The sequence below is a fragment of the Serpentinimonas sp. SMBJO2 genome (genome assembly GCF_056341105.1).
This window is the reverse complement of record NZ_CP150628.1, coordinates 2,419,911-2,445,584: the sequence shown is the minus strand read 5'-3', so window position 1 is coordinate 2,445,584 and position 25,674 is coordinate 2,419,911. Positions and strand designations below refer to the sequence as shown.

The window sequence follows — 25,674 nt, the reverse complement described above, 5'->3', positions numbered from 1 at the left end:
GGCGCAGGCGCGCAGCGTCGCTCACAGCAGTTGGCCTTGCGCGTGTGCGCGGCTGTAAATCGGGGCACGGTGCGTGCGGCCGGGGTAGTCGATCAGGAGGTCGATTTTCTGTTCGCCCAACTGCGCCCAGGCCTGCGCCAGAAAGCGGCTGTGCGCCGCCACGATCTGCTCCGGGTCGCGCAGCTCGGTCACCAGCAGCAAGTCGATATCGCCGCCGCGCTGGTGCTCGTCGAGGCGCGAGCCAAACAGCCGCACCTGCACGCTGGCACCAAAACAGGCGCGCGCGCTGTCCAGCAGAACCCGGCGTTGTTCAGGGCTTAGGCGCATGGGGGTTGCATGGTCAGAGCAGAGAAGGCTTGCAGGCGCATTCTACGGTTTTCGGCACAGGTTCCGATCATGGTTGGGCGCAGGCACGCCAACAGGCGCTGCCCCCCCCGCACAGCCTCAACGCTTGAGCTCGCGGTAAAAGTTCTCGTGCGGGCCCAGTGCCAGCCAGGTGCGCGAACCCTCGTCCCACAGGTAGGCGAGCAGGTACTGCTGGTTCACACAGTCGAACTTGTGTACCCATACGCCGCTCAGGTCGCTCTCGACGCCCAGCAGAGGGTTTGCCACCAGCTCATGCAGCGCTTGCAGCAGCGCAGCGCGCTGGTTGGCGTGCAGCTTCTTGACAGCGCGCTTGAACGCTGGCCGCTGGTACAGCGCGACGCTCATGCCTGGGGCCAGGCAAAAGGCTCGGAGGCTTCTTCCAACGCCACCAGCGTGTCGCGCACCAGCTCGATCGGCAAGTCTGGGTTGTCGAGCGCGGCGCGCCCGACCCTGGCCCAGTAGGCCACCTGCTGCGGTGCCGAGCGCATCTCGGCCTTGGCGCGCAGCTTGGCGCTTTCGTACAAGCTGGGGTCGATGCGAATCGAAACGCTCATGGCGCAACTCCTGTGGTAAGGTGCAACAATTGTAGCTCAGCACCAAACCCTGCGCCAGCCCTGCGCCAGCCCTGCGCCAGCCCTGCGCCAGCCCTGCGCCAGCCCTGCGCCAAACCCGGCGCTTGCGGCGCCCAGCCCCCAACTGTTGCACCCACACCACACCTGCACGAAAAACCGCGCCCAAACGCGCCGCCCGGCCCCGCTTTCTGGTGCAATAGAGCCCAGCCCCCAGTGCAGTCACTGGGGGTCGGCCAGGCAGCACCGCCGCCACGGGCCCCATCCGTTTAACCTTGGAGCATTTTTCGATGAAAAAGACCCTGATCGCCCTGGCCGCTCTGGCCGCCACTGGCGCCACCCTGGCCCAATCCAGCGTCACCATCTATGGTCGCATGGACTTGGGTATGTCGCAAACGGATACCACTGTTAGCTCGGGCACCAGCAGCGTGCACCAACTGACCGGCGCTACTGCTCCTGCTTCTCCTGTCGGCGGCAGCGTCAACGACGCCTTCTCCCTCGCAGGTGCGCAAGACCAGTGGACTGGCAGCCGCATCGGCTTCCGCGGCACCGAAGACCTCGGCGGTGGCCTGCGCGCTGGCTTCGTGTATGAGTTTGGCATCAACGCCGACCGCGGTGCAGCCGGTTCCGCCGACACCGCTACCCGCCTCGCCAACCTGAGCCTGAGCGGCGGCTTCGGCACCGTGGTCATCGGTACCTTCCTGAACTCCTTCGATACCGCACGCGGCTTCAGCCCGGCCAACAACAGCATCCCCGGCGGTTCCTTCACCCAGTTCGAAGCCGCTGCAGTGACCGAGCGCTTCGACGGCCGTTCGCAGAACGCCATTGCCTACGTGTCGCCCGCATTCAACGGCTTCACTGCGTCCATCGGCTTCGTCAACAACAGCGACGAAACGCGTAACCTGAATGGTCAGGCTCTAGGCGGTGGCTTCAACTACGACGGCTTCATCGTCGGCTTGGGCTTCACCCAAGGCCCGCTGCGCGCCCAGTTTGCCTACGGTAACTTGGATGTCAATTTCCACACTGGCATCGGTGCTGGCACCCTCACCGCCCCCGTCAACACCGACGTCACCAACTGGGCCTTGGGCGTGAGCTACAACTTCGGCCCTGCCGTCGTCTCCTTCGTGTACGAAGACAGCAGCCGTGACCGCCGCGGTCCTGCCACTGGCGTTACGGAAATCGATGGTATCGACCGCAACGCCTGGGAAATCGGTGCCCGCTTCCCCATGGGTGCCTTTGCTCCTTACGTCACTTTCGGCGAGGGTAGGGTCACCACTATCCGTGCTGCTGACGGCGTGCGTACCCGCAACGACACCAGCGCTTGGCAAATCGGCACCACCTACAACCTGAGCGCCCGCACTTGGGTGTATGCTGGTATCGGCGAAGCCCAGCGTGAAACCGCTGACGGTCTGAACGTGCGCAACGTCGAAGGCTACCGCCTCGGCCTCGTCCACACTTTCTGATCCCGGTTCGTGGCCAGCGGCCTGAAAGCCTGAAGCGCTGCCCAGCCTGCCCCAACGCAGGCCAGGCAGTCGCAACAAGCCCCCAGCCGCCCCCAACCCACCCGCCCAGCGTTAACCCGCTGCGCGGTTTTTTTTCATCTTTAGCGCTGCGCGGGTTTTTTCATGCCTGCGGTTTGCTTCCCCAAGGGGGCTGGCAGCAGGGGTGCCAGCGTGTGCGGCACGGCTTGCCTGGCAAGCTCGCTCGCTCCGGCACGGGGTAGGGCGGGGTGTGCGCAGCGCAAGCGGCATGCGCTCTGTTTGCTATCCAGCACTGGTGTGCTAGACTGGTCGGCAAATGGGCAAAGCCCACGCCTTCCCAGGAGCCTGTGATGTACGCGATAGCGTTCGTCCTCGACACCGAGACTTTGAAGCAGTCATACCCCAACCCGTCGTGGAACAATGCCTACGGCGACATTCGTCGTGTACTGGAGCCGCTCGGGTTTAGCTGGCAGCAGGGCAGCGTGTATTTCGGCGACGACAAAATGACCGCAGTCAAGTGCGTGCTTGCTGCACAGGCGGTCAGCAAAGCGCTGCCCTGGTTTCGCGCCAGCGTGCGCGACATCAGAATGCTGCGCATAGAAGAAATGAACGACCTCGAGCCTGCCTTGTAAGACCACGGTCCTGAAAGGCTTTTCAGGCCTCATTGGCTGTCCCATCCCGGACGATTGTCTGGACCTGCGGCGCCAACGCGGGTCCCCTGCGTCAAAAAACCTGCCGTTTGTCTAAGTTCGGTTCAAGCAGGCGTAGCCTTGCCCAGGTCGGAGAAGTTGGAGATCTTGACCGCGCCGTCGGGAAAACGCGCCACCACCTCCAGCTCACCGCCCATCGCTTCGATGTGGCTGCGCAGCGTGGATATGTACATGTCGGTGCGCTTTTCGATCTTGGCAATCGAGGGCTGCTGGACGCGCAACACCTCGGCGAGCATCTTTTGCGACAGCCCACGCGCCTGGCGCAGTTCGTTGAGCGGCATTTCCGCCAGCATGGCCTGCGCCATGGACTCGGAGCGCGCTCGTGCTTCGGGCGACATCTGAGCGCGCAGATCGGCAAACTTCTTAGCCATGGATCAGCCCTTCCTTTCGAAGTTGTTCCAAATGTTCGTCGTAAAGCCGGTCCGCCACCGGCACATGGACGGCGTACCAGCGCTCGTCTGCAGTCTTGTCGCCCCCGATGAGCAAAATCGCGCTGCGGCGAGGGTCAAAGGCGTAGAGCGTACGGTAGGGGCGGCCTGCGTGCTGTGTGCGAAGCTCACGCATGTGGCCATGCTTGGAGCCGTTGATCGCGCTGCTGTGCGGGAAACCCAGGTTCGGCCCACGTTCCTCAAGCAAGTGCACCGAGGCCGCCAGCGACTCTTGCTCGGCCTCGGACAATGTGCTCCACCAATCGCCGAACTCATCGGTGTATTCGACATCCCAACTCATGCAGCGATTATGCCCTTTATGGAATATTCCGTCAAGAGAATGTTGGCTTGCCACCCAGGTTTCTGTGGTGTGGGCTCGCGCCTTTGCGAAATCGTGCTTGGACATTATCCGCTTCTAGCTGTACCATCCCGGACGATTGCCTAGACTTGGGGCACCAACTGGGGTCCCCCCCCGCGTCAGGAAACTTGCCGTTGCGCTGGCCGCTCGCCGGTCAACTGTCCAGCCGCTTGAGTTCGCGGTAGAAGTTTTCGTGCGGCCCAAGCATCAGCAGTTTGAGCGTGCTCTCGTCGAGGACTCGGTAAGCCAGCAGGCAGAGCAAGCTGCCCATGCGGAACTTGTAAACCTGCACGCCTGCCAGGTCGCCAACTTTGGTTTCGCCCGCTTCGGGCTGGCTGACAAGCGTGCGCACCGCTTCGTCGAGCGCGGCTTTCTGCTGCTTGTGCAGCTTCTTGACGCTGCGCTCGAAGGTGGGCGTGACGAGGATGCGCATCAACCAAACTGGTACTCAGCTTCAGCTTCCTCTTGATCGGCGATCAGGATGTCGCGGATGACGCTGAAGGGCAGGTCGGGGTTTTCAGCGGCGATCTTGCCGATCTGCGACCAGTATTCGATTTGCTTGGGCACCGAGCGGTGCTCGATGGAACCGTAGCGCTTGGCGCATTCGACCAAGCCAGCGGAGAGTTTGACGTTGATGGCCATGGTGCACCTCAATGGATGGGCGCATTCTAGCCCAACATGGGCCAAAAGGGAACCAGTTTGCCGCTCACCTGTACCTGGATGGTTCAGCAAGGCCGGAGCCGGATTCTCGGCAGCAGCGTGACCGCAGCCAGTCGGCAAACTCACCAGCGCGCGCCCAGTATGGCTGTGCTGAGCGCATGAGGCCCCCAGGTTGCTGAGCGGGTTTGCAGCTTCAGGCCACCGTCGGCCCGTCCATGCGCAGGGTCGGCTGGTCCACGCCCACCGGCAGGCTCTGGCCCTCCTTGCCGCTGGTGCCCACGCCGCTGTCGAGCGCGAGGGCGTTGTCAGGCATGTCTCATGTGGTATATTTACTGCATGAGCAAAGTCCCTCGCTTCGAGCGGCCCTTGCATTGGGTGGGCTCATCCAATGCGCGAGCTGTTGGCGTTTCCGGCGTGAGTTATGGCCGCGATGATTGATGCCGTCGATGAGGGCTCTGGCGATGTGTTCAGGGATTTGGGCTTTGCCGATGCCCAAGAGCGACGGCTGCGCACCGAGCTGGCCATGCGCCTGAACGATCTGATCCAAGAGCGCAAACTCACGCAAAAGGCGGCGGCCGAGATCTTCGGCATTGCCCAATCGCACGTCTCGGAACTGCGCCACTACAAGCTGCGCCGCTTCTCGGCGGAGCGCTTGCTGCACTTCATCACCCAGCTGGACCGCGACGTCGAGATTCTCATCCGCCCCAAGGTCGCTCATCACGCCGCCGGCTGTGTGTCGGTGCTGGCCGCCGTCTGAGGCTGCGACGAGAAATCGGGTCAAGCAGTTTCATTGTGAATGCCTTCAACAGGTCAACTTGAGCTGCTCAACGAGGTCAGGGCGGCCTGAACAACAAAGTAACGGCAGGCGCACCGAGCGGGATGACTATGACTTGTCAGCACACCGTCCGGACGCTATGATGGCGGCATGTTTCAGAACATGGGGGTTGCCATGAGTGCCTTGAACCTCGCCAAAACCGAACGCATCGATGTCCGCGCCAGCAGTGCTGTCAAGCAACTGCTGCAGGAGGCAGCGCGTTCTTGCCACAAAAACGTCAGCGAGTTCCTGCTGGATGCCGGGGTGGTTGCGGCCAACCAGGCGCTGGCAGATCGTCGTCACTTCGTCCTGTCTGAGGAGCAGTGGCAGGCGTTTCAGCAAGCCCTCGATGCACCGCCGCAGCCTTTGCCGCGCCTCAAGAAGCTGATGGCGCAACCCAGCATTCTGGACTGATGCGTGTCTCGGCTTGAGTCCATTCGCAAACTCAGGGCAACCGATGCCGTCGAAGCGTTCGATTGTGGCCAGCTCGCCTTGAATCAGTTTCTGCAACGCCATGCACTCAACAATCAACGGGCCAGCAGCGCGCAGACCTACGTGTGTTGCGACAACGGGACGGTCGTCGGGTTTTACAGCCTGACCGTGGGCAGTGTCGATCATCCTTCGGCACCGGAAGTTTGATTTCAAAGATGGAGCGACCGATCCATTCCACCTGTTTCTGGTCATAAAGGATCTCAAGGCGTTGCTCGCGCAGTAAGCGCTGACGGCCAGGTGCCCCATCCCGGACGATTGTATAGACCTGTGGCGCCAAGCTCATCATGCTGCTGGAACTGCTGAGCCTGGATGCTGAAGAACGTCCGCATGGAAACAGCGCGCTGGCGCTGGCCAGTCGCACGGCCAGCGTGAGCTATAGGTGTCCCATCCCGGGCGATTGACTAGACTTGCGGTGCCAGTGCGGGTCACCCCCGCGTCAGGAAACCTGCCGTTGCGCTGGCCGCTCGCCAGTCAACACTGCGCTTCAGCAGGACGCGCCTTCGGCGCGCCCCTGAGCATGAGCGTTGGCCGGCAAGCAGCTTCGCAGCTAAAATAGCAGGCATCCGCATTTCGATGTGTTACCAAGAAACGAGAGCATGCCTCACGCGCTAGAACTGAAGTACAGCCTGACCTCTCAGGAACTGCTTGACGCAATCGACAAACGATTCCGTCTGAAGGTTGCGCTGGAGGGTGCCGTGGCGGAGGTTCATTTTGAGCGCAAGCTCCGCATTGCCAGCAGAGAAGGCTGGCTACACAGCTACGAAGGCCACGATGTGGACGGTATGCATGACTTCACCATCATCACCCTTGCCGGCACGACCATGAAAGTGGAGGTGAAAACCATACGCAATGGTCAAAAACCGCAGGTTGAACTGCAAAAAACCCGCACGGCCAAAGGCGATCCTGGCAGCCGCTACTACGAACGAAGCCATTTCGATGTGGTCGCCGTTTGTGTCGGTCGTCTTACTGGTGATTGGAGCCAGTTTCGGTATGCATTGGTGCAAGACCTTCCTGCTCACCGAAGCCATCCAGGCAAACTTCAGGTTATGCACCCTGTACCTGATGGAGAAGAAACCAGCCCGCGGTGGTTCTCACGCTTGCAGGATGTGATTGACGCATATGCAGTCTGACCCCATCTACAAAACGGAGTTCGGCGCGCTGTTTTGCGCTGACAGTTTGGAGTTCTTGCGGCACCTGCCTGATGACTCGGTTGATTTGGTCATTACCAGTCCGCCTTACGCTCTGCATTTCAAGAAAGAGTATGGAAATGCTGACCAGCAAGATTACGTTGCCTGGCTTGTCCCCTTTGCCAGAGAAATAAAGCGTGTCATCAAACCAACTGGTTCATTCGTTCTGAACCTCGGTGGCGCATGGCAACCCGGAGCGCCGGTTCGCAGTTTGTATCACTATCGAACATTGCTGGCCTTGATCGATCAAGTTGGCTTTGACTTGGCACAGGAATTTTTTTGGTTCAATCCTGCAAAAATGCCGGCGCCGGCAGAGTGGGTAAATGTCAGGCGCATACGCGTCAAGGACAGCGTTGAATACATTTTCTGGCTCGTCAAGGACCCGATGGCCAACGCTGACAACAGGAGGGTTTTGCAACCTTACAGCGAGGACATGAAGCGGCTCATCAAGCGCGGCGTTAAACAGACTGTGCGCCCCAGTGGCCACGTGATAAACGGCACCTTTGCCAGCGACAAAGGCGGTTCAATTCCTTCCAACCTCATTCAGTGTGGCAACAACGAATCAAACAGCTCCTATATTAAAAACAGCAAGCAACTTGGCAACAAGGTGCACCCGGCTCGCTTTCCAGCAGAGCTTCCCAGATTCTTCATTGAATTTCTGACAAACCCTGGAGATTTCGTGCTTGACCCATTTGCCGGGAGCAACACCACGGGCTATGTGGCTGAATGCTTGAGGCGCAAATGGACTGGAGTCGAAATTAGAAGTGACTATGCTGCGGAAAGTAAATTGCGCTTTGAGAGTTCTTCGGAGCTTGCATCTGCGACGCAAGGACAGTCGCCTCTTCCGTTTGATTTGATTCACGAAATGTCACAATGAAAGTCGCCCAACCAGGCACTTGAGCGGACTTGCCCGCCACCGGCGGTCACGCCGCTTGGCTTCGGCGATGGGCCGCCTTTGGGTAGGTGTCCCTTCCCGGCTGATTGCCTAGACCTGTGGCGCCAACGCGCGCGTCCAGCTTGGCTGTGCTGAGCGCTTGTCAAAAATAACCTATTAGCTTACACTTCCGCAGGTGGAGAAGAAAACGCCACATCGCAAGCTGTCGGTGGTCAAGGCCTTGGTCGAGGCGGGTAAAGTCCGCGTCACGCACTCAGCCAGGCTTGGGGCTGCTGCCATGGGGTTTGAGCTGGCCGACATGTTGGCTGTTGTGCTGGCGCTCAAGCCCGCAGATTTTTACAAGAGCATGACCACCCAAGCCGACCACACCCTGTGGCAGGACGCATACCGCCCCAGCACCAAGGTGGGCGACGTGTACCTGAAGCTGACGGTGGTGGATGAGGGGCTGATCGTGTCTTTCAAGGAGCTATGACCATGAAATGCCCGGTTTGCGGCGCGGCGGAACTGATACGCGACACCCGCGACCTGCCCTACACCTACAAGGGCGAAAGCACCGTGATACCTGCGGTCACGGCGGACTTTTGCCCCGCCTGCGCCGAGTCCATCACCGACTTGGCCGAGACCGAGCGCGTGATGCGCGAAATGCATGCCTTCAACAAGCAAGTGAACGCAGCCAGCGTGGACCCGACCTTCATCGTTCAAGTGCGCAAGAAACTCAAGCTTGGCCAACGCGAAGCGGCCGATCTGTTTGGCGGCGGGGTCAACGCCTTCTCGCGCTACGAGCGCGGCCTGACCAAGCCCCCGCTGGCCTTGGTGCAGTTGTTCAAGCTGCTGGACCGTCACCCCGAGCTGCTAAACGAGGTCAGGGCCGCCTGAGCAGCAAAGAAACGGCAGGCGCACCGAGCGGAATGAAAGGTCAGGTTGATCCATGGCATGGTTACGGCTCCATTCCATGGTCGCCAGAACGATCTGCATCCATGTCGCACACCCGGTCGAAGATGACGGTGCAAAGGTGCGAACAAACGGCTTTGACGGCTTGCCAGTCGTGCCAGCGAGGATTGAGGTTCTTGTATTCGCTGAGTTCAGTTTCTTCCAAGTCAAAGGGTAGCGCGTGGGCAAGTTGCACCTGCAATTGCTGCAGCGGCGATTCCCCGTTGTCCTGCTGGTAGAGCCGGTCGAACGGTTGCAGCGCACGGGCAACGTGCGCATCACCCATGTGATCGGCCAAGGCCACGAAGTCGAGGTAGTCCCGCGTGGCGTTGCGCTTGAGGATCAGCACGCCCTTGATGCGCAGAATCTCGCCCTCGGTTGGAACGGTGATTCGCGCACCGTGATAGTCCACCACTGCCGTTTCCAGCGGTTCGTCGCGGATAAGCTGTCGAACGCCGGTTTCGATGCCGTCGAGGCTGCCAAGGATTTGCACGGGGCGCTGCACGCGAGCCGTCTTCCAGCCAGCGACCGACTCAAGCTCGGCCAGCACTGCGTCGAAGCGATGGCGCAGGTCGGTCAGCACATGGTCGGCGTCGCGCGAGAAGCGATGCGCGGCATGGATGGCCGAGGCGGTACCCCCGACCAGCACGGCATCGGGCAGGATGCGCTGGAGCCGTGCGGCAGAAGACAAGACCAGCTCCCAGTCAGGCAGCGGCGCGATGTGCTTCGGCATAGTGCATCCAGAAGTGATGGCGCTGCGCGTAGGGGTCGGAGATGCGGGGCCGGCAAACGCGCGCCACTTTGTCGAGCAGGGCAGGGTCGGACAAAGCCGCCTGGCGCAGTTGCGCCCAATCGTTCCACCGACCGCGTGAGATCACGTCGTCGATGGCGGCGAGGGTGTAGCGTTGATGGTTGAGGTGGCGATGCAGCATGGCGAACCACACACTTTTATGATTTTGAACGGCAGCATCTTACGCGAACAGCGTGAAAAAAGCCGCACGCCATGCGATTATCTGTCCCATCCCGGGCGATTGCCTAGACCTGCGGCGCCAACGCGCGCGTCCAGCTTGGTTGTGCCGAGCGCTTGATGCGGCCCCAAGGTGGCTACGCAGGGTTGCGGCCTCAGGCCGTGCCGCCCACCGTCAGCCCGTCGATGCGCGGCGTCGGCTCACCCACCACGCCCACCCGCTGACTCTGGCACCACCCGCACCGCTGCCCCGGTGCCGCGCGCCGCGATCTGGCCGATGGCGTACACCGTTTCGCCTTGGGCGCGCAGCGTGGCGGCCACCGCATCGGCGGCGGCAGCAGCAACCACCAGCACCATGCCGATGCCGTTGTTGAAGGTGCGGTTCATCTCGAAATCGTCGATGCCGGCGCTGCGCTGCAGCCAGGCAAAGAGCTCGCTCTGCGGCCAGCTGCCCGACACCAGTTCGGCTGCGAGGTGATCGGGCAGCACGCGCGGAATGTTTTCCAGCAGGCCGCCGCCGGTGATGTGCGCCAGCGCCTTGATGCCGCCCGCTGGCGCATCGAATGGGTGCTGCGCCAGCGCCTGCAGCACGCTGCGCACGTAGATGCGCGTGGGCGCCATGATGGCTTGGCGCAGCGGCTGGCCGTCGAGGGTGGCGGGCAGCTTCGATGCCTCGCGTTCGAGGCACTTGCGCAGCAGCGAAAAGCCGTTGGAGTGCACGCCGCTGGAGGCCAGCCCCAGCACCACGTCGCCGCTGGCCACGGTCTGCCCGGTGAGGATGCGCGCTTTTTCCACCGCCCCGACGCAAAAGCCCGCCAGGTCGTACTCGCCCGGCGGGTACATGCCGGGCATTTCGGCGGTCTCACCCCCGATCAGGGCGCAGCCGGCCAGTTCGCAGCCGCGCGCAATGCCGCCCACCACCGCCGCAGCGGTATCGACATCGAGCTTGCCGCAGGCAAAGTAATCGAGGAAGAACAGCGGCTCGGCACCCTGCACCAGCACGTCGTTGACGCTCATGGCCACCAGGTCGATGCCCACCGTGTCGTGCAGCTGCCACTCGAAGGCCAGCTTGAGCTTGGTGCCCACGCCGTCGGTGCCCGACACCAGCACCGGCTCGCGGTAGCGCTTGGGCACTTCAAACAGCGCACCAAAGCCGCCGATGCCGGCCAGCACGCCTTCGCGCAGCGTCTTGCGCGCCAGCGGCTTGATGCGCTCGACCAGCGCGTCGCCGGCGTCGATGTCAACGCCAGCGTCTTTGTAGGAGAGGGGTGTCGTGGTCATGTGATGTGGGCACTATAGAATGTGTCGATTTTACTGGCCCGCCTTCCCACCTTGTCTGCCCCTTCGATGTTGCTCACCCCTGCGCAGTGGCGCGTGCTCACCTGGCTCGGCCTGGCCGTGGTGGCGTGGCTGCTGCTGGGCCTGCTGGCGCCGGTGCTGGCGCCCTTCATCGTCGCCGCCGTCATCGCCTACGCGCTGCACCCGGTGGTGGAGCGCTTGCACGCGCGCGGCCTGCCGCGCTGGGTGGGGGCGGGCATTTCGATTTTGCTGCTCATGGCGATCATGGCGGCGGTGCTGCTGCTGATCGTGCCCGTCATTACGCACCAGATCCCGCTGCTGCGCGAGCAGATTCCGCTGCTGCTGGAGCGCTTCAACGCCTGGGTGCAGCCCTTGGTGCAGGCGTATGAGCTGGACTTGGACCTGACCGTGGACGTGGCCGCCGTGCGCGAGCTGTTGCAGCGCCTGCTGGCGGGCCAGGAAGGGCAGTTGGTGGACTACGTGCTGTCGTCGCTGCGCATTGGCGGCTCGGTGCTGGTGGCGCTGCTGGGCTACCTGGTGCTGACGCCCATCGTGGCGTTTTACATGCTGTGCGACTGGGACTGGCTGGTGGCGCACAGCAAGCTGCTGGTGCCGCCGCGCTGGCGCGCCACGACGCAAAGCTTCCTCGACGAGACCGACCAGGTGCTGGGCCAGTACCTGCGCGGCCAGTTGCTGGTGATGAGCACCATGGCGCTGTTCTTCACCCTCGGGCTGATGCTGGTGGGGCTGGACCTGGCCTTGCCCATAGGCGTGTTTACCGGACTGGCCATGTTTGTGCCCTTCCTGGGCTATGGCGTGGGGCTGGTGCTGGCGCTGTTGGCGGCGCTGTTGCAGTTCCAGGAGCTGTGGCCGGTGCTGATGGTGGCGGCGGTGTACGCCGCCGGGCAGGTGTTCGAGAGCTTTTACCTGACGCCGCGCGTGCTGGGCGAGCGCATCGGGCTGCACCCGGTGGCGGTGATCTTTGCCCTGATGGCCTTTGGGCACCTGTTCGGCTTCGTCGGCGTGCTGATTGCGCTGCCGGTGAGCGCGGTGCTGGTGGTGGCGCTGCGCCGCCTGCAGGCGCTGTACCAAGGCAGCGCGCTCTACACCGACGGCATGGAGCGGGTGCCTGCGCCTGCCGCTGATTCTGCACCCGCCCCCGGGAACCCGCCCGCCTGAGCCACGATGCAGCAACTGGTGCTCGATCTGGGGCTGGCCGCGCCGCCCGCGCTCGACAATTTCCTCACCGACCTCGACGCCGAGCAGCCGGCCCTTGCGCACCTGCGCGAGCTGTTGGCGCAGCCGCAGTGCGCCAGCGTGCCCACTTTGCTCTGGGGGGCGCCCGGCACCGGCAAAACGCATCTGCTGCACGCGGTGCGGCTGGCGCTGCAGCAGCAGGGGCAGGCGGTGGGCTGGCTCGATGCCGGCTGCCGGGTGCTGCCCGATTTTGATCCGAGCTGGAGCGCCGTGCTGCTCGACGACTGCCAGCACTACGGCAGTGCGCAGCAGGCGCTGGCCTTCAACTGGTGCATCAACGCGCTCACGCCCACCGACGGCCGCCCGCGCTGGGTGCTGGCCGCCGCCGACCGGCCGCCGGCCGACCTCGATCTGCGCCCCGACCTGCGCACCCGGCTGGCGTGGGGCCATGTGTTCCAATTGCCGCTGTTGAGCGACGCCGAGCGCCGCCGCGTGCTGCGCCAGGCCGCCAGCGTGCGCGGGCTCTTGGTGCCGGACGAGCTGCTCGACTTCATGCTCAACCGCTTTGCGCGCGAGCTCGGCAGCCTGATGGCGCTGCTCGAGCGGCTCGACGGCTACGCGCTGCGCACCCAGCGCCCGCTCAGCATCCCCTTGCTCAAGGCCATGCTCGATGAGCACCGCTGAACCGGCCGGCCCCAGCCCCCGAACCACCCCCATTCAAGCCCACCACCAACGCACCACCCCATGAAGCTGGCCCTATTTGACCTCGACCACACTTTGCTGCCACTGGACTCCGACCACGCCTGGGGCCAGTTCACCACCCGCATCGGCTGGACCGACGCCGATACCTTCACGCGCCGCAACGACGAATTCTTTGCCCAGTACCAGGCCGGCGCGCTCGACATCCACGACTACGTGCGCTTCAGCACCGCCGCCGTGCGCGAGCGCGGCGCGCAGGCCGCTGCCGCCGCGCACCAGCAATACATGCGCGAAGTGATCGCGCCGCAGCTGCGGCCGGCCGCATTCGAACTGGTCGAGCGGCACCGCCGCGCCGGCGACGCGCTGCTCATCGTCACCGCCACCAACGAGTTCGTCACGCGCCCGATCGCGCACGCGTTCGGCATCGACGAGCTGCTGGCGGTCGAACTGGCGCGCGGCCCCGATGGCTGGTACAGTGGCGAGATCGCAGGCACGCCCTCGTTTCGCGAAGGCAAGGTGCAGCGCCTGGAGCAATGGCTGGCCGCGCGCGGCTTGGGCTGGGGCCAGGTGCACACCACCTTTTATTCCGACTCCCTCAACGACTTGCCCCTGCTCGAAAAAGCCGACGTGCCGGTGGCCACCAACCCTTCGGCCGGCTTGCGCACGCTGGCGCAACAACGCGGCTGGCCCATTCTCGACCTATTTGATACCGCACCGGCATGATCACCTCTTTTATCAACCGCTTGCTGGGCAAGGCGCCCAAGGCCAGCGCCACCCCCTTTGGCAAGCGCGAAGACGTGCCGGTGGCGGTGCACGGCATCGACCCCTCGCTGGTCGATGGCCGCGCGCTCGATGTGCTGCACACCCTCAAGCGCGCCGGCCACGAGGCCTACATCGTCGGCGGGGCGGTGCGCGATTTGCTGCTGGGCTTGCGCCCCAAGGATTTCGACGTCGCCACCAGCGCCACGCCGGAGCAGGTCAAGTCCTTGTTTCGCCGCGCCTTCATCATCGGGCGCCGCTTTCGCATCGTGCATGTGGTGTTTGGGCGCGGGCGCGAGCACGAGGTGATCGAGGTCTCGACCCTGCGCGCCTACCTCGACAGCGCCGACGCCGAGCAGATCAGCGGCAACGAGCGCAGCCAGAAGGCGGCGCTGGTCGGGGTCGGGCACGCCGTCGATGCCAGCGGCCGGGTGCTGCGCGACAACGTCTGGGGCACGCTGGAACAGGACGCGGCGCGGCGCGACTTCAGCGTCAACGCGCTCTACTACGACCCCGAGACCGAGGTGGTGGTGGATTTCCACCACGGCATCCGCGACGCCAAAAAACGCGTGCTGCGCCTGATCGGCGACCCGGTCACGCGCTACCGCGAAGACCCGGTGCGCATCATCCGCGCGGTGCGCTTTGCGGCCAAGCTCAGTGGCCTGGGGTTTCACTTCGACAGCAAGACCCGCGCCCCGTTGCGCCCCAGCCTGCCGCTGCTGGCCGAGGTGCCGCCCAGCCGCTTGTTCGACGAAATGCTCAAGCTGCTGCAAACCGGCCACGCCCTGGCGAGCCTCGAGCAGCTGCAGGCGCTCGGGCTGGGGCAGGGCATCTACCCCTTGCTCGACGTGGTGGTGGAGCGTGCCCAGGACCCCTTTGTGCGCGCCGCGCTGCAGGACACGGATCGGCGCGTGGCCGAAGAAAAATCGGTGGTGCCGAGCTTTTTGCTGGCCTGCGTGCTGTGGAGCGACGTGCGCGCAGGCTGGGAGCGGCGCCAGCAGGCCGGGAGCAGCCCCTTTGCGGCCCTGCAAGAGGCGGTGGATGAGGCCTTCGAGGCGCGCATCGGCGACGTCTCGGGACGCGGCAAGCTGGCGGCCGACATGCGCGAAATCTGGCTCATGCAGCCGCGTTTCGACAAGCGCAGCGGCCAGGCCCCGTTTGCCTTGGTCGAGCAGCCGCGCTTTCGCGCTGGTTTCGACTTTTTGCGCCTGCGCGCCCAAGTCGGCGAGCTCGACGAGGAGCTGTCGCACTGGTGGGAGACCTTCAGCCTGGCCAACGAAGCGGTGCGGCGCGACATGCTCGAAGCGCTGCGCCTCGAGCAGCAGCGCAGCCGCGCACCGACCAAGGGCTCGGGGCGCGCCAAAGCGCCCAGGGTGCCGCGCAGCACGGCAGACGAAGCACGACCCGAGCCCGACCCCAACCAGCCCGAGCTGGGCGCGGTCGAACCCGGCGCGGCCGTGGGCAGCGGTGCAGCCGATGCCGCCCCCGCACGCAAACGCCGGCGCCGGCGCAAACCGGCTGCGGCTGGGGGTGCCAGTGCCGGTGCCGGTGCCGGTGCCGAAAGAGGCGCTGACAGCGCACGCGCGGCCAACCCCGATGCCGCCTGAAGCGCTGCCCCAAAGTGCCCGATCAGCGCCTCATTTAAGCGCCCAAGTGCCGTGACCGACCTGCTGCACACCGCGGCGGCGCGCCCCCTGGTGTCGGCCTGGGTGGGTTTGGGCGCCAACCTGGGCGATGCCCGCGCCAGCGTGCTTGCCGCCATCGAGGCGCTGGGGCGTTTGCCGCGCACACGGCTGCAGCGCGCCTCGAGCCTGTACCGCAGCGCGCCGTGGCAGGCCGAAGGGGCCGATTTCATCAACGCCGTGGCCGAATTGCACACGCACCTGAGCGCCCCCGATTTGCTGCAGCAGCTGCAAGCGCTGGAGCAGGCCGCCGGCCGCGCGCGCCCCTACCGCAACGCGCCGCGCACGCTCGACCTCGATCTGCTGGCATACGGCGCGGCGCGCATCGAGTCGGCCTGGCTCACCCTGCCGCATCCGCGCCTGCACGAACGCGCCTTCGTGTTGTGGCCGCTGGCCGAAATCGCGCCCGAGCGCGTCAGCGCCGCCGCGCTGGCGCGGGTGGCCGGGCAGCGCATCGAAAGGCTGGGGTAGTCCCCCCTTCCTAGCCCCCCTTCGCCTGTGGGGGTGCCGCACAAAGCGGCTTGGCGGCTGTCTGGCTCCAGGATTGGCCTGGGTCTATCAGGGGTACAGGCGCTCGCGCACCCAGTCGCTGCCCTCGAGGCGGTAGCGCAGCCGGTCGTGCAGGCGGCTCGGGCGGCCCTGCCAGAACTCCCAGCGGTCGGGGCGCAGCCGGTAGCCGCCCCAGTGTGGCGGGCGCGGCGGGTGCAGCACAAACTGGGCTCCGTACTTGAGCGCCTGCGCCACCAGCGCCGCCCGGCTCGAGAGCACGCGGCTCTGCGCGCTGGCCCAAGCGCCGATGCGGTGCTCCAATGGCCGGCTCTGGTAGTAGGTGTCGCTCTCGGCGGCGCTGACGCGCTCCACGCGGCCCTCGATGCGCACCACGCGCTCGAGTTCGGTCCAATGAAACTGCAGCGCCGCCCACGGGTTGCCGGCCAGTTCCTGGCCTTTGCGGCTGTCGTAGTTGGTGTACCACACCAGGCCATCGGCGTCGTAGCCCTTGATCAGCACCACGCGCGTGCTCGGGCGCAGGTCGCTGCCCACGGTGGCCAGCGTCATGGCGTTGGGCTCGGGCAGTTCGCTGTTCAGGGCTTCCTGGAACCAGCGGCCAAACTGCTGCAGCGGGTCGGGGTGCGAGTCGTCCTCGCTCAGGGCGGCGCGTTCGTAGCTTTTGCGCAAGTCGGCGATGTTCATGGGCGCAAGTATGGCACGGTGGGCGGGCACTTAAAATCGAGCGCTTGCCGCCAAAACGCCAGCCCCATGACCCACACCGCCCCCCGGCCCCAAGCCCTCGACCTGCGCGCCCTGGCCGACAGCGCGCAGCCGCTGCACGGCGAGCTGGCGCTGGCCGATCTGCCGCGCTGGCGCGCCGACGCACCGGCTTGGCCCAGCCCGCTGGCACCGCTCACATGGCAGGCGCTGGCCCAGTGGCGCGCCAGCCCGGCGGCCGCGCCAACTGCGGGGCGCAGCGCCGCACCGCGCCAGTTGTGGCTGCAGCTGAGCTGGAGCGCCCAGGTGCCGCTGCACTGCCAGCGCTGCCTCGAGCCCTATCTGGAGCCGCTGCACGATGAGCGCTGGTTTCGCTTCGTGGCCGACGAGGCCAGCGCCCTGGCCGAAGACGAGGCCAGCGCCGAAGACCTGCTGGTCTGGCAGCCGCGTTTTGATCTGCTCGAGCTGATCGAGGACGAGCTGCTGCTGGCGCTGCCGCTGGTGCCCATGCACCCAGCCTGCCCGAGCACGCTGCCGGGTTATGCCGAAGCCACCGCCCCCGATGAGGATGAGCCGCCGCGGCCGAACCCATTCAAGGCACTGGCGCAACGCAAGCCTGGTGCAGACTCGGCGTTATAATGCAAGGTTTCGCACGTGGGCGACTGTAGGCATAGGCTGCTGCTGCCTGGGGTCGAAATCGCTGTGCATTGTCGCAAAATCGGGCAGGCTCCCAGGGCCACCCACTTTCATCCAGGAGCCGATCATGGCCGTTCAGCAAAACAAGAAATCGCCTTCCAAGCGCGGTATGCACCGCTCGCACAACGCCCTGAATGTGCCGGGCATGGCGATCGAGCCCAGCACGGGCGAGGTGCACCTGCGCCACCACGTCAGCCCCAACGGTTTTTACCGCGGCCGGCAGGTGCTCAAGAACAAGTCCGAGGCTTGATCCGGCCTGCGCCTGCCTGTGTTCCCTGCGCTTGATCCTGCGCCTCTGTCTGCGTCGGCCCACGTGCTCAAGCCAGCGCCTGACCACAGTCCAGCGCTGGGCTTGGGCTGGGCTTTGCCCGCATGCACTCGCCTGAGGGGCAACCGATCGTGATCACGCTGGCGGTCGATTGCATGGGCGGCGACCACGGCCCCGCCACCACCTTGGCGGGGTGTGCGGCCTTCCTGGCGCGCCACCCCGGCGCCCGTTTGCTGCTGGTCGGTCAGCCGCAGGCCTTGGCGCAACTGCCGGCGGCGCTCGATGCCAGCCGCTGCACCGTGGTGCCCGCCACCGAGGTGGTGGCCATGGACGACCCGGTCGAGGTGGCGCTGCGGCGCAAGCGCGATTCCTCGATGCGCGTGGCCATCGAACAGGTCAAGAGCGGGGCGGCGCAGGTGGCGGTCTCGGCGGGCAACACCGGCGCCCTGATGGCGATTGCGCGCTACCTGCTCAAAACGCTCGACGGCATCGACCGCCCGGCGATCGCCTCGCAGATGCCCAACGCCAAGGGCACGGCCACCACCGTGCTCGACCTGGGCGCCAACGTGGATTGCAGCGCCGAACACCTGCTGCAGTTTGCCCTCATGGGCTCGTCGCTGGTGGCGGCCAGCGGCAAGGCCGCGCCCACGGTGGGGCTGCTCAACATCGGCGAAGAGGTGATCAAGGGCAACGAGGTCATCAAGCAGGCCGGCGTGCTGCTGCGCCGCGCCGCCGAACACGGCGACCTCAATTTTTACGGCAACGTCGAGGGCAACGACCTGTTCAAGGGCACGGTCGATATCGTGGTCTGCGACGGCTTCGTGGGCAACGTGGTGCTCAAGGCCAGCGAGGGGCTGGCGAGCATGATCGGCGGTTTCGTGCGCGAGGAATTTTCGCGCAGCTGGTACAGCCAGCTGGCCGCTGCGCTGGCATGGCCGGTGCTGTCGTCGTTCAAGGAACGGGTCGATCACCGGCGCTACAACGGCGCGGCCTTGCTGGGCCTGCGCGGGCTGGTGTTCAAAAGCCACGGCTCGGCCGACGCCGTGGCGTTCGAGCAGGCCCTGCGGCGCGCCTATGAGGCCGCCGACAAACAATTGCTGCAGCGGGTGCAAGAGCGCATCGCTGCCGCCGCGCCGCTGGCGCCACTCAGTCCCGCCTAGTCCCGCAACCTTGCACAGCCCATGAGCCGCTACACCCGCATCACCGGCACCGGCAGCTACCTGCCGCCCAGGCGTTTGAGCAACGCCGATCTGGTGGCCGAACTGGCCGCGCGTGGCATCGAGAGCAGCGACGAATGGATCGTCGAGCGCACCGGCATCCGGGCGCGGCACTTTGTCGATGCGGGCAGCGAGGCCAGCGATCTGGCGCTGCAAGCCTGTTTGCAGGCGCTGCAGGCGGCGGGCCGCCAGGTGGCGGAGGTGGACCTGATCGTCGTCGCCACCTCCACGCCCGACATGGTGTTCCCTGCCACCGCCACGATCCTGCAGCGCAAGCTCAGCGAGCACGCGCAGGCCCAGGGCTTGGCGGGTGCCGCTGGCGGTGCGGCCTTTGATGTGCAGGCGGTGTGCAGCGGCTTCATCTATGCGCTTACGGTGGCCGACGCGCTCATCCGCACCGGCATCGCCCGCTGCGCGCTGGTGGTGGGCACCGAGGTGTTCTCGCGCCTGCTCGATTTCAACGACCGCGGCACCTGCGTGCTGTTTGGCGACGGCGCCGGGGCGGTGCTGCTCGAGGCCTGCACCCACGACGGCAGCGGGCCGGCGCTGCTGGCCAGCGATCTGCACGCCGACGGGCGCCACAGCGGCATTTTGTGCGTGCCCGGCAGCGTAGCCGGCGGCCAGCTGCGCGGCACGCCGCTGCTCCGAATGGACGGGCAGGCGGTGTTCAAGCTCGCCGTCGGGGTGCTGGAGGAGGCCGCCCGTGCGGTGCTGGCCAAGGCCGGGATCGAGGCCAGCGCGGTCGATTGGCTGATCCCGCACCAGGCCAACATCCGCATCATGCAGGGCACGGCGCGCAAGCTCAGGCTGGGCATGGACAAGGTGATCGTGACTGTGCACGAGCACGGCAACACCTCGGCCGCCTCGATCCCGCTGGCGCTGGATGACGGGGTGCGTTCGGGCCGGGTGCGTCCAGGGCAGCTGCTGCTGCTCGAAGGCGTGGGCGGTGGCTTCACCTGGGGCGCGGTGTTGTTGCGCTTCTGAAGGCCATGGCTCGTCCACCTGGGCGCGGCAGATGCTCGACCCCATCCACGGCCCACCCACAGCCCCCATTCCAGACCCATTGACCGCCCGACCGGGCCCCCAAGGAGCGCTAGATATGTCTGATTTTGCTTTCGTTTTCCCCGGCCAAGGGTCGCAGTCGGTGGGCATGCTCGACGCCTGGGGGTCGCACCCGGTGCTGGCCGACACCTTGCAAGAGGCCAGCGCCGCCTTGGGTGAGGATGTGGGGCAGCTGATCCAGCACGGCCCCAAAGAGGCGCTGGCGCTGACCACCAACACCCAGCCGGTGATGCTGGTGGCCGGCGTGGCGGCGTGGCGCATCTGGCGTGCCGAGGGTGGCGCGGCGCCGCTGGCGCTGGCCGGGCATTCGCTGGGCGAGTATGCGGCGCTGGTGGCCGCCGGGGTGCTCACGCTGGCCCAGGCGGCGCCGCTGGTGCGGCTGCGCGCCCAGGCCATGCAAGACGCCGTGCCGGTGGGCGCCGGCGCCATGGCCGCCATCCTGGGCTTGGGTGCCGTACAGGTGCGCGCCGGCTGCGAACAGGCCCAAGCCAGCTTTGGCCCCGACAGCGCCGAGGTGGTGCAGGCGGTCAACTTCAACGACCCGGCGCAAACCGTGATTGCCGGCAGCAAGGCAGCGGTGGAGCGCGCCTGCGAGATGCTCAAGGCCAGTGGCGCCAAGCGCGCGCTGCCCTTGCCGGTATCGGCCCCGTTCCATTCCAGTCTGATGCGCCCGGCGGCCGAGCGCCTGCGGCTGGCGCTGGAGCAGACCGCGTTCTTGCCGCCGCAGATTCCGGTGCTCAACAACATCGACGTGGCTTGCGAAACCGCGCCCGAGCGCATCCGCGACGCCCTGTACCGCCAGGCTTTTGGGCCGGTGCGCTGGGTCGAGTGCGTGCAAGCGCTCAAGGCGCGCGGCGTGCGCACGGTGGTCGAATGCGGCCCCGGCAAGGTGCTGGCCGGGCTGGTCAAGCGCATCGACCCCGAACTGGACAGCGCCGCACTCTACGACCCGGCTACACTGGCGGCGTTGCGCGCCCAATTGGGCCCAATCGGTTGAAAGGCAAGGCGGGCATGACAGCGCGCCCGAGCCCGGCGCGCGCACCCACCCCCATGCAGCGACACACCCCATGAGCGAAACCACCATCAGCCCCCCCGCCGCCACCGTGCCAGCGGCCACATCGAACGCCGCCCACAGCCACGGCAGCGCCCAGGTCGCCCTCGTCACCGGGGCCTCGCGCGGCATCGGCGCGGCGATCGCGCTCGAGCTGGCGCGCCGCGGCTACCGCGTCATCGGCAGCGCCACCAGCGACGACGGCGCCGCCAAAATCAGCCAGGCGCTGGCAGCGCACCCCGAATGCCGCGGCGTGCGGCTCGATGTCAACGACGCCGCCGCCGCCGAGGCCCTGATCGACGCCATCGTCAAAGAGCACGGCGCGCTGCACGTGCTGGTCAACAACGCCGGCATCACGCGCGACATGCTCGCCATGCGTCTCAAGGACGAAGACTGGGACGCGGTGCTCGACACCAACCTCAAGGCCGTGTTTCGCCTGAGCCGCGCCGTCATGCGCCCGATGATGAAGCAGCGCTGGGGCCGCATCGTCAACATCACCAGCGTGGTTGGGGCCAGCGGCAACGCCGGGCAGGCCAACTACGCCGCGTCCAAGGCCGGTGTCGCGGGCCTGACGCGCGCGCTGGCGCGCGAGCTTGGCAGCCGCCAGATCACGGTCAATTGCGTGGCGCCGGGCTTCATCGAAACCGACATGACCGCCGCCCTGAGCGAGGCCCAGCAGCAGGCGCTGCTGGGCCAGATTCCGCTCGGGCACCTGGGCAAGCCGGCCGACGTGGCGCAGGCCGTGGCCTTTCTGGCCAGCGCGCAGGCGGGCTACATCACCGGGCAGGAGCTGCACGTCAACGGCGGCATGCTGATGCCCTGATTTGGCCCCGCAGTCCACTTGCGCTAACATCGGCCCCCTAGACCCAGCGCATTGCGTGGCCGCTGCCCGTTGTTTAGTACCCTAAACCGCCCCGGCTAGAATGCCGGTCTTGCATTTCAACCACCCACAGAGGGAACTATGAGCGACATCGAAGCACGTGTGAAGAAAATCATCGCCGAACAACTCGGCGTGGAAGAGTCCCAGGTCACCAACGAAAAAGCCTTCGTGGCCGATCTGGGTGCCGACTCGCTCGACACCGTGGAACTGGTCATGGCCCTGGAAGACGAGTTCGGGATCGAGATCCCGGACGAAGACGCCGAAAAAATCACCACCGTTCAGCACGCCGTCGATTACGCGCTGGCGCATCAGAAAGGCTGAGTTGCCTATGAGCCGCCGTCGCGTCGTCGTGACCGGTCTGGGCTGCATCAGCCCCGTGGGCAACACGGTGCCCGAGGCGTGGGCCAGCGTGCTCGCAGGCCGCTCCGGCATCGGCCCCATCAGCAAGTTCGATGCTTCGGCCTTTGCCTGCCAAATTGCAGGTGAGGTGCGTGGCTTCGACCTCGAGTCCTACATCGGTGCCAAGGAAGCGCGCACCATGGACACCTTCATCCACTACGGCATCGCTGCCGCCGCGCAGGCCGTGGCCGACGCCGGCTTGCCCACCGGGGCCGAGCTGGATGAGGAACAAGCCTGCCGCATCGGCTGCGTGATCGGTTCGGGCATCGGCGGGCTGCCGCTGATCGAGCAGACGCACGCCGACCTGATGCAGCGCGGGCCGCGCCGCATTTCGCCCTTTTTCGTCCCGGCCTCGATCACCAACATGATCTCGGGCCATGTGTCGATGCGCTTTGGCTTCAAGGGCCCCAACCTCGCGGTGGTCACGGCCTGCACCACCGGCCTGCACTGCATCGGCGAGGCGGCGCGCAAGATCGAATACGGCGACGCCGACGTGGTGCTGGCCGGCGGCTCCGAGGCCACCGTGTCGCCGCTGGGCATCGGCGGCTTTGCCGCCATGCGCGCGCTCTCGACCCGCAACGACGACCCCACCGCTGCCTCGCGCCCCTGGGACCGGGGCCGCGACGGCTTCGTGCTCGGCGAAGGCGCCGGGGTGCTGGTGCTCGAAGCCTACGAGCACGCCTGCGCCCGTGGGGCCAGAATCTACGCCGAAGTGGCGGGCTACGGCATGAGCGCCGACGCCGGTCACATCACCGCCCCCAACCTGGACGGCCCGCGTCGCGCCATGTTGTCGGCGCTGCGCAACGCCGGCCTCAACCCCGACCAGGTGGACTACCTCAACGCCCACGGCACCTCCACGCCGCTGGGCGACATCAACGAGAGCAACGCCATCAAGGCGGCCTTGGGCGAGCACGCGCACCGGGTGCTGATCAGCTCGACCAAATCCATGACCGGGCACCTGCTCGGCGGCGCAGGCGGGGTCGAGAGCGTGTTCACGGTGCTGGCGCTGCACCACCAGGTGGCGCCCCCGACCATCAACCTGCACGAGCCCGACCCCGAGTGCGATCTCGATTACTGCGCCCACACGGCGCGCGAACACAAGCTCGAGGTGGCCCTGAAAAACAACTTCGGCTTCGGCGGCACCAACGGTTCGCTGGTGTTCAGGCGCCTCTGACCGGCCATCGTTCATGTCAAGCCTGACACGCTGCCGTCTGGTGCAGACGGCAGCAGCCGCATCTGCATCGGCCGCCGATCGCTCTGCTGCCGCTCCACCTGCCAGCGCGTCCGTCTGAAGCACCCCCGATCATGCATGGCCCGCCTGCGGTCTCTTACCCCACCGGGGCGCCCAAGGCCGAATACACGGCGTTGGCGGGGCTGGCACTGGCGTGGGCCGCAGGTCTGCTGCTTTGGCTGGCGCTGACCCCCGACCACGTGGCGCCGCCGGCCTGGTGGGCCAGCCTGGCCGGCGGGCTCGTGCTGCTGTTCTGGTGTCTGTGGCGCTTGCGCCTGCCGGTGCGGGGCGAACTGGTGTGGGAGCCTGCGCCGCCCGGTGCGCGCAACCGCAAACCCGGTGCGCGCGGACAGTGGCGCTGGTTCAGCCCTGCGTGGCGGCGCGGCCTGGAACTGACCGAGTTGCGCTGCCGGCTCGACCTGCAGGGCCTGCTGCTGCTGCACTGGCGCAGCGCCAGCGGCCTGCGCGGCTGGATCTGGGTCGAGCGCAGCCAAAACCCGGCCCAGTGGCAGGCGCTGCGCGCCGCCGTGCACGACCAGCGCCAACCCTGAGAGGCGGTGAGCTGCACAAACTTAGCAATGCGCTGGCGCTTGCGCGCACCTTGGGGTCAAACCAGGGCAGCGATCGGGTATATTGGCTCGCCCTGAACGATCACCATGACCGAACCCGACCCCTTGCCCGTCAACGCCGATCTGTTGCTGGTGCAGCGCACGCTGGCCGGGGATCAGCGCGCCTACGGTTTGTTGGTGACCAAATACCAGCGCCGCGTCGAGCGCCTGATCGGGCGCATGGTGCGCGACTCCGATCTGGTGCAGGACATCGCGCAAGAGACCTTCATTCGCGCCTATCGGGCGCTGGGCCAGTTTCGTGGCGAGGCCCAGTTTTACACCTGGCTGTATCGGATTGCGGTCAACACCGCCAAAAAACAGCTCATGGAGCTCAAGCGCGACCCGGTGGTGCTGATGAGTTCGCTGATGCGCAACGAAGACGATGAAACTTCCGCAGCGGAACTCGAACTAAATGGCCAAGTAGCCGATGCCGAAACGCCCGAATCGCTGCTGGCGAGCAAGGAAATCGCCCAAGCGGTGAACGACGCCATGGAGGGCCTGCCCAAAGAGTTGGGGCAGGCCATCGCCCTGCGCGAGATCGAAGGCCTCAGCTACGAGGAAATTGCCCAGGCGCTGGACTGCCCCATCGGCACGGTGCGCTCGCGCATTTTCCGCGCCCGCGAAGCCATTTCGGCGCGCATCAAGCCCATGCTGGAACGTCAGTCGGGCAAGCGCTGGTGAAGCGGTCAACCCTGAATGTGAAAGCGCAGTACCATGCAGACCATGCCCCGCTCCAACGCCCACGAGGCCGAGCGCCTCGCCCAAGCCCACGCCGTCCACCCGGCCGATCCGTGGGGCTACGGCACCCCAGCCGTGGCGGCAACCGATGCCGACCCGGTGCCTGCGCGCGAGTGGCTGTCGGCCCTGGTGGACGGCGAGTGTGCGCCCGAGCGCGTGGCACAGGCCCTTGGCGCGCCAGGGCGCAAGCCGCCGGGTCTGGGCGCCGACCGCGGTTCCGATCTCGATGCCGACCTGTGCGCCGACTGGTCGCTGCACCACTGGATCGGTGAAGCGCTGCGCGGCGAACCGGCGCACCCGCCTGCCAGCCCGGCTTTTGCCAACGCCGTGTTGGCCCGCCTGGCCGCCGAGCAGGCCCCGGCATGGAGCCCGGTTGCGGCGGCGCCCCAGCTGCCTGCGGCGCAGGTGCAGCCCGAAGCGCGCGTCCAGCCCGCCGCACCAGTGCCTGCCGGACTGCCCGCTGCCAACGACGCCGTGTTTCGCTGGAAAATGGTGGCCGGATTGGCTTCGGTGGCCTCGGTGGCGGCCCTGTCGTGGTCGTTGTTGCCGGGCGTGGCCACCCCGGACGCCGGCCAGCAATGGGCCCAATCCCCGCCGCCGCTGGTGGCAGCGGCCCCCGACGCGGCCGCACAGTCCACTGAGCTGCAGACCGTGGCCACCGCCCACGGTCTGGTCTGGCGCGACCCGCAGTTCGAGGCCCTGATGGCGGTGCACCGCCAGCACGGCAGCCTCAACGCCTTGCACGTGCCGGTGGGCTTCATGCGCAACGCCACCTACGATCGGCCCGCACACTGATGCCTATGCACCCCGCTTTTGGTTCTTGGG

36 protein-coding genes and 1 pseudogene are annotated in these 25,674 nt (G+C 66.1%); 25 read left to right on the top strand and 12 right to left on the bottom strand.

The features are described 5' to 3' along the window. Positions 1-21: 21 nt before the first annotated feature. From AAAZ40_RS11440 to AAAZ40_RS11430, 3 genes are all read right to left on the bottom strand, one after another. A complete protein-coding gene (locus tag AAAZ40_RS11440) occupies positions 22-327 on the bottom strand; it encodes a hypothetical protein (protein ID WP_476660475.1) in 306 nt (101 codons plus the stop codon). A gap of 117 nt (positions 328-444) precedes the next feature. Beyond that, positions 445-711 carry a type II toxin-antitoxin system RelE/ParE family toxin gene (locus AAAZ40_RS11435; RefSeq protein WP_476660474.1) on the bottom strand — a complete coding sequence of 89 codons (267 nt, stop codon included), beginning with the start codon at positions 709-711 and terminating at the stop codon, positions 445-447. After that, complete coding sequence (locus AAAZ40_RS11430) at positions 708-920, bottom strand: TA system antitoxin ParD family protein (protein ID WP_476660473.1); 213 nt, start codon at positions 918-920, stop codon at positions 708-710. The genes AAAZ40_RS11435 and AAAZ40_RS11430 overlap by 4 nt, the downstream gene beginning before the upstream one ends. 305 nt (positions 921-1,225) lie before the next feature. Between AAAZ40_RS11430 and AAAZ40_RS11425 the strand changes: the two genes are divergently transcribed. Together AAAZ40_RS11425 and AAAZ40_RS11420 are read left to right on the top strand one after the other, a co-directional pair. After that, on the top strand, positions 1,226-2,398 hold the full coding sequence (locus AAAZ40_RS11425; RefSeq protein ID WP_476660472.1) for a porin: 1,173 nt from the start codon (positions 1,226-1,228) through the stop codon (positions 2,396-2,398). 368 nt (positions 2,399-2,766) lie between these two features. Continuing rightward, positions 2,767-3,048, top strand: coding sequence for a virulence factor (locus tag AAAZ40_RS11420; RefSeq protein ID WP_476660471.1), 282 nt, complete (start codon positions 2,767-2,769; stop codon positions 3,046-3,048). Between the two features lie 122 nt (positions 3,049-3,170). On the opposite strand, the gene AAAZ40_RS11415 is transcribed toward AAAZ40_RS11420, so the two are convergent. The 5 genes and pseudogenes from AAAZ40_RS11415 to AAAZ40_RS11395 form a co-directional block, all read right to left on the bottom strand. Further along, a complete protein-coding gene (locus AAAZ40_RS11415) occupies positions 3,171-3,497 on the bottom strand; it encodes an XRE family transcriptional regulator (protein WP_476660470.1) in 327 nt (108 codons plus the stop codon). Further along, a complete protein-coding gene (locus AAAZ40_RS11410; protein ID WP_476661736.1) occupies positions 3,490-3,855 on the bottom strand; it encodes a type II toxin-antitoxin system RelE/ParE family toxin in 366 nt (121 codons plus the stop codon). The genes AAAZ40_RS11415 and AAAZ40_RS11410 overlap by 8 nt, the downstream gene beginning before the upstream one ends. Positions 3,856-4,066: 211 nt before the next feature. Further along, complete coding sequence (locus AAAZ40_RS11405; protein WP_476660469.1) at positions 4,067-4,345, bottom strand: type II toxin-antitoxin system RelE/ParE family toxin; 279 nt, start codon at positions 4,343-4,345, stop codon at positions 4,067-4,069. After that, positions 4,345-4,554 carry a TA system antitoxin ParD family protein gene (locus tag AAAZ40_RS11400; RefSeq protein ID WP_476660468.1) on the bottom strand — a complete coding sequence of 70 codons (210 nt, stop codon included), beginning with the start codon at positions 4,552-4,554 and terminating at the stop codon, positions 4,345-4,347. The genes AAAZ40_RS11405 and AAAZ40_RS11400 overlap by 1 nt, the downstream gene beginning before the upstream one ends. Before the next feature lie 211 nt (positions 4,555-4,765). Further along, positions 4,766-4,876: pseudogene (locus AAAZ40_RS11395) on the bottom strand (metallopeptidase TldD-related protein); the annotation flags it as partial. Positions 4,877-4,993: 117 nt separating this feature from the next. On the opposite strand from AAAZ40_RS11395, the gene AAAZ40_RS11390 reads away from it, so the two are divergent. The 7 genes from AAAZ40_RS11390 (at position 4,994) to AAAZ40_RS11360 (ending at position 8,836) form a co-directional block, all read left to right on the top strand. Then, positions 4,994-5,329 carry a helix-turn-helix domain-containing protein gene (locus AAAZ40_RS11390; protein ID WP_476660467.1) on the top strand — a complete coding sequence of 112 codons (336 nt, stop codon included), beginning with the start codon at positions 4,994-4,996 and terminating at the stop codon, positions 5,327-5,329. A gap of 192 nt (positions 5,330-5,521) precedes the next feature. Then, the gene (locus tag AAAZ40_RS11385) at positions 5,522-5,800 is read left to right on the top strand and encodes a type II toxin-antitoxin system TacA family antitoxin (protein ID WP_476660466.1); all 279 of its coding nucleotides are present in this window, start codon (positions 5,522-5,524) and stop codon (positions 5,798-5,800) included. 3 nt (positions 5,801-5,803) lie between these two features. Beyond that, positions 5,804-6,025, top strand: a complete 222-nt coding sequence (locus AAAZ40_RS11380; RefSeq protein WP_476660465.1) for a hypothetical protein — start codon at positions 5,804-5,806, stop codon at positions 6,023-6,025. Positions 6,026-6,474: 449 nt separating this feature from the next. Further along, a complete protein-coding gene (locus AAAZ40_RS11375; RefSeq protein WP_476660464.1) occupies positions 6,475-7,008 on the top strand; it encodes a hypothetical protein in 534 nt (177 codons plus the stop codon). After that, positions 6,998-7,942 carry a DNA-methyltransferase gene (locus AAAZ40_RS11370; RefSeq protein ID WP_476660463.1) on the top strand — a complete coding sequence of 315 codons (945 nt, stop codon included), beginning with the start codon at positions 6,998-7,000 and terminating at the stop codon, positions 7,940-7,942. The genes AAAZ40_RS11375 and AAAZ40_RS11370 overlap by 11 nt, the downstream gene beginning before the upstream one ends. A 193-nt stretch (positions 7,943-8,135) precedes the next feature. Continuing rightward, positions 8,136-8,432, top strand: a complete 297-nt coding sequence (locus AAAZ40_RS11365) for a type II toxin-antitoxin system MqsR family toxin (RefSeq protein ID WP_476660462.1) — start codon at positions 8,136-8,138, stop codon at positions 8,430-8,432. 2 nt (positions 8,433-8,434) lie between these two features. Further along, positions 8,435-8,836 (top strand): type II toxin-antitoxin system MqsA family antitoxin, encoded by a 402-nt coding sequence (locus AAAZ40_RS11360; RefSeq protein ID WP_476660461.1) that lies wholly within the window; start codon positions 8,435-8,437, stop codon positions 8,834-8,836. A gap of 61 nt (positions 8,837-8,897) precedes the next feature. On the opposite strand, the gene AAAZ40_RS11355 is transcribed toward AAAZ40_RS11360, so the two are convergent. The 3 genes from AAAZ40_RS11355 to purM all read right to left on the bottom strand — a co-directional run bounded on the left by AAAZ40_RS11355 (position 8,898) and on the right by purM (position 11,138). Further along, positions 8,898-9,623, bottom strand: a complete 726-nt coding sequence (locus tag AAAZ40_RS11355; protein ID WP_476660460.1) for a nucleotidyl transferase AbiEii/AbiGii toxin family protein — start codon at positions 9,621-9,623, stop codon at positions 8,898-8,900. After that, complete coding sequence (locus AAAZ40_RS11350) at positions 9,595-9,822, bottom strand: hypothetical protein (protein ID WP_476660459.1); 228 nt, start codon at positions 9,820-9,822, stop codon at positions 9,595-9,597. The genes AAAZ40_RS11355 and AAAZ40_RS11350 overlap by 29 nt, the downstream gene beginning before the upstream one ends. A 236-nt stretch (positions 9,823-10,058) precedes the next feature. Further along, the gene (purM, locus tag AAAZ40_RS11345) at positions 10,059-11,138 is read right to left on the bottom strand and encodes a phosphoribosylformylglycinamidine cyclo-ligase (RefSeq protein WP_476660458.1); all 1,080 of its coding nucleotides are present in this window, start codon (positions 11,136-11,138) and stop codon (positions 10,059-10,061) included. Between the two features lie 66 nt (positions 11,139-11,204). Here purM and AAAZ40_RS11340 point away from each other — a divergent pair, with 66 nt between their 5' ends. From AAAZ40_RS11340 to folK, 5 genes are read left to right on the top strand one after another with little or no spacing between them, the layout of a single operon-like run. After that, a complete protein-coding gene (locus tag AAAZ40_RS11340; RefSeq protein WP_476660457.1) occupies positions 11,205-12,335 on the top strand; it encodes an AI-2E family transporter in 1,131 nt (376 codons plus the stop codon). Positions 12,336-12,341: 6 nt separating this feature from the next. Further along, a complete protein-coding gene (locus tag AAAZ40_RS11335) occupies positions 12,342-13,037 on the top strand; it encodes an HdaA/DnaA family protein (RefSeq protein WP_476660456.1) in 696 nt (231 codons plus the stop codon). A 60-nt stretch (positions 13,038-13,097) separates the two neighbouring features. Beyond that, positions 13,098-13,775: a histidinol-phosphatase gene (locus AAAZ40_RS11330; RefSeq protein ID WP_476660455.1), complete on the top strand. Its 678-nt coding sequence runs from the start codon at positions 13,098-13,100 to the stop codon at positions 13,773-13,775. Further along, a complete protein-coding gene (gene pcnB, locus AAAZ40_RS11325; RefSeq protein WP_476660454.1) occupies positions 13,772-15,418 on the top strand; it encodes a polynucleotide adenylyltransferase PcnB in 1,647 nt (548 codons plus the stop codon). Before AAAZ40_RS11330 ends, pcnB begins: the two co-directional genes overlap by 4 nt. A gap of 51 nt (positions 15,419-15,469) precedes the next feature. Continuing rightward, positions 15,470-15,964 (top strand): 2-amino-4-hydroxy-6-hydroxymethyldihydropteridine diphosphokinase, encoded by a 495-nt coding sequence (gene folK, locus AAAZ40_RS11320; RefSeq protein ID WP_476660453.1) that lies wholly within the window; start codon positions 15,470-15,472, stop codon positions 15,962-15,964. A gap of 87 nt (positions 15,965-16,051) precedes the next feature. Here the strand turns inward: folK and pdxH are convergent, their stop codons facing one another. Beyond that, positions 16,052-16,684, bottom strand: coding sequence for a pyridoxamine 5'-phosphate oxidase (gene pdxH, locus AAAZ40_RS11315; RefSeq protein ID WP_476660452.1), 633 nt, complete (start codon positions 16,682-16,684; stop codon positions 16,052-16,054). 66 nt (positions 16,685-16,750) lie between these two features. On the opposite strand from pdxH, the gene AAAZ40_RS11310 reads away from it, so the two are divergent. From AAAZ40_RS11310 to AAAZ40_RS11260, 11 genes are all read left to right on the top strand, one after another. After that, positions 16,751-17,338 (top strand): YceD family protein, encoded by a 588-nt coding sequence (locus AAAZ40_RS11310; RefSeq protein WP_476660451.1) that lies wholly within the window; start codon positions 16,751-16,753, stop codon positions 17,336-17,338. Positions 17,339-17,462: 124 nt separating this feature from the next. Next, positions 17,463-17,645 carry a 50S ribosomal protein L32 gene (gene rpmF / locus AAAZ40_RS11305; RefSeq protein ID WP_476660450.1) on the top strand — a complete coding sequence of 61 codons (183 nt, stop codon included), beginning with the start codon at positions 17,463-17,465 and terminating at the stop codon, positions 17,643-17,645. Between the two features lie 149 nt (positions 17,646-17,794). Further along, on the top strand, positions 17,795-18,823 hold the full coding sequence (gene plsX / locus AAAZ40_RS11300; RefSeq protein ID WP_476661735.1) for a phosphate acyltransferase PlsX: 1,029 nt from the start codon (positions 17,795-17,797) through the stop codon (positions 18,821-18,823). Between the two features lie 21 nt (positions 18,824-18,844). Next, positions 18,845-19,864 carry a beta-ketoacyl-ACP synthase III gene (locus tag AAAZ40_RS11295; protein WP_476660449.1) on the top strand — a complete coding sequence of 340 codons (1,020 nt, stop codon included), beginning with the start codon at positions 18,845-18,847 and terminating at the stop codon, positions 19,862-19,864. Between the two features lie 115 nt (positions 19,865-19,979). Further along, positions 19,980-20,939 (top strand): ACP S-malonyltransferase, encoded by a 960-nt coding sequence (gene fabD, locus AAAZ40_RS11290; RefSeq protein ID WP_476660448.1) that lies wholly within the window; start codon positions 19,980-19,982, stop codon positions 20,937-20,939. Between the two features lie 70 nt (positions 20,940-21,009). After that, positions 21,010-21,816: a 3-oxoacyl-ACP reductase FabG gene (gene fabG, locus AAAZ40_RS11285; protein ID WP_476660447.1), complete on the top strand. Its 807-nt coding sequence runs from the start codon at positions 21,010-21,012 to the stop codon at positions 21,814-21,816. Between the two features lie 138 nt (positions 21,817-21,954). Beyond that, entirely contained in the window at positions 21,955-22,194 is a 240-nt protein-coding gene (gene acpP / locus AAAZ40_RS11280; RefSeq protein ID WP_045536264.1) for an acyl carrier protein, read from the top strand. Positions 22,195-22,201: 7 nt separating this feature from the next. Next, complete coding sequence (fabF, locus tag AAAZ40_RS11275; protein WP_476660446.1) at positions 22,202-23,446, top strand: beta-ketoacyl-ACP synthase II; 1,245 nt, start codon at positions 22,202-22,204, stop codon at positions 23,444-23,446. Positions 23,447-23,577: 131 nt separating this feature from the next. Continuing rightward, on the top strand, positions 23,578-24,054 hold the full coding sequence (locus AAAZ40_RS11270) for a hypothetical protein (RefSeq protein ID WP_476660445.1): 477 nt from the start codon (positions 23,578-23,580) through the stop codon (positions 24,052-24,054). 105 nt (positions 24,055-24,159) lie between these two features. Beyond that, entirely contained in the window at positions 24,160-24,792 is a 633-nt protein-coding gene (gene rpoE, locus AAAZ40_RS11265) for an RNA polymerase sigma factor RpoE (protein WP_476660444.1), read from the top strand. Positions 24,793-24,825: 33 nt separating this feature from the next. Further along, positions 24,826-25,644 carry a sigma-E factor negative regulatory protein gene (locus AAAZ40_RS11260; protein WP_476660443.1) on the top strand — a complete coding sequence of 273 codons (819 nt, stop codon included), beginning with the start codon at positions 24,826-24,828 and terminating at the stop codon, positions 25,642-25,644. Positions 25,645-25,674 lie beyond the last annotated feature (30 nt).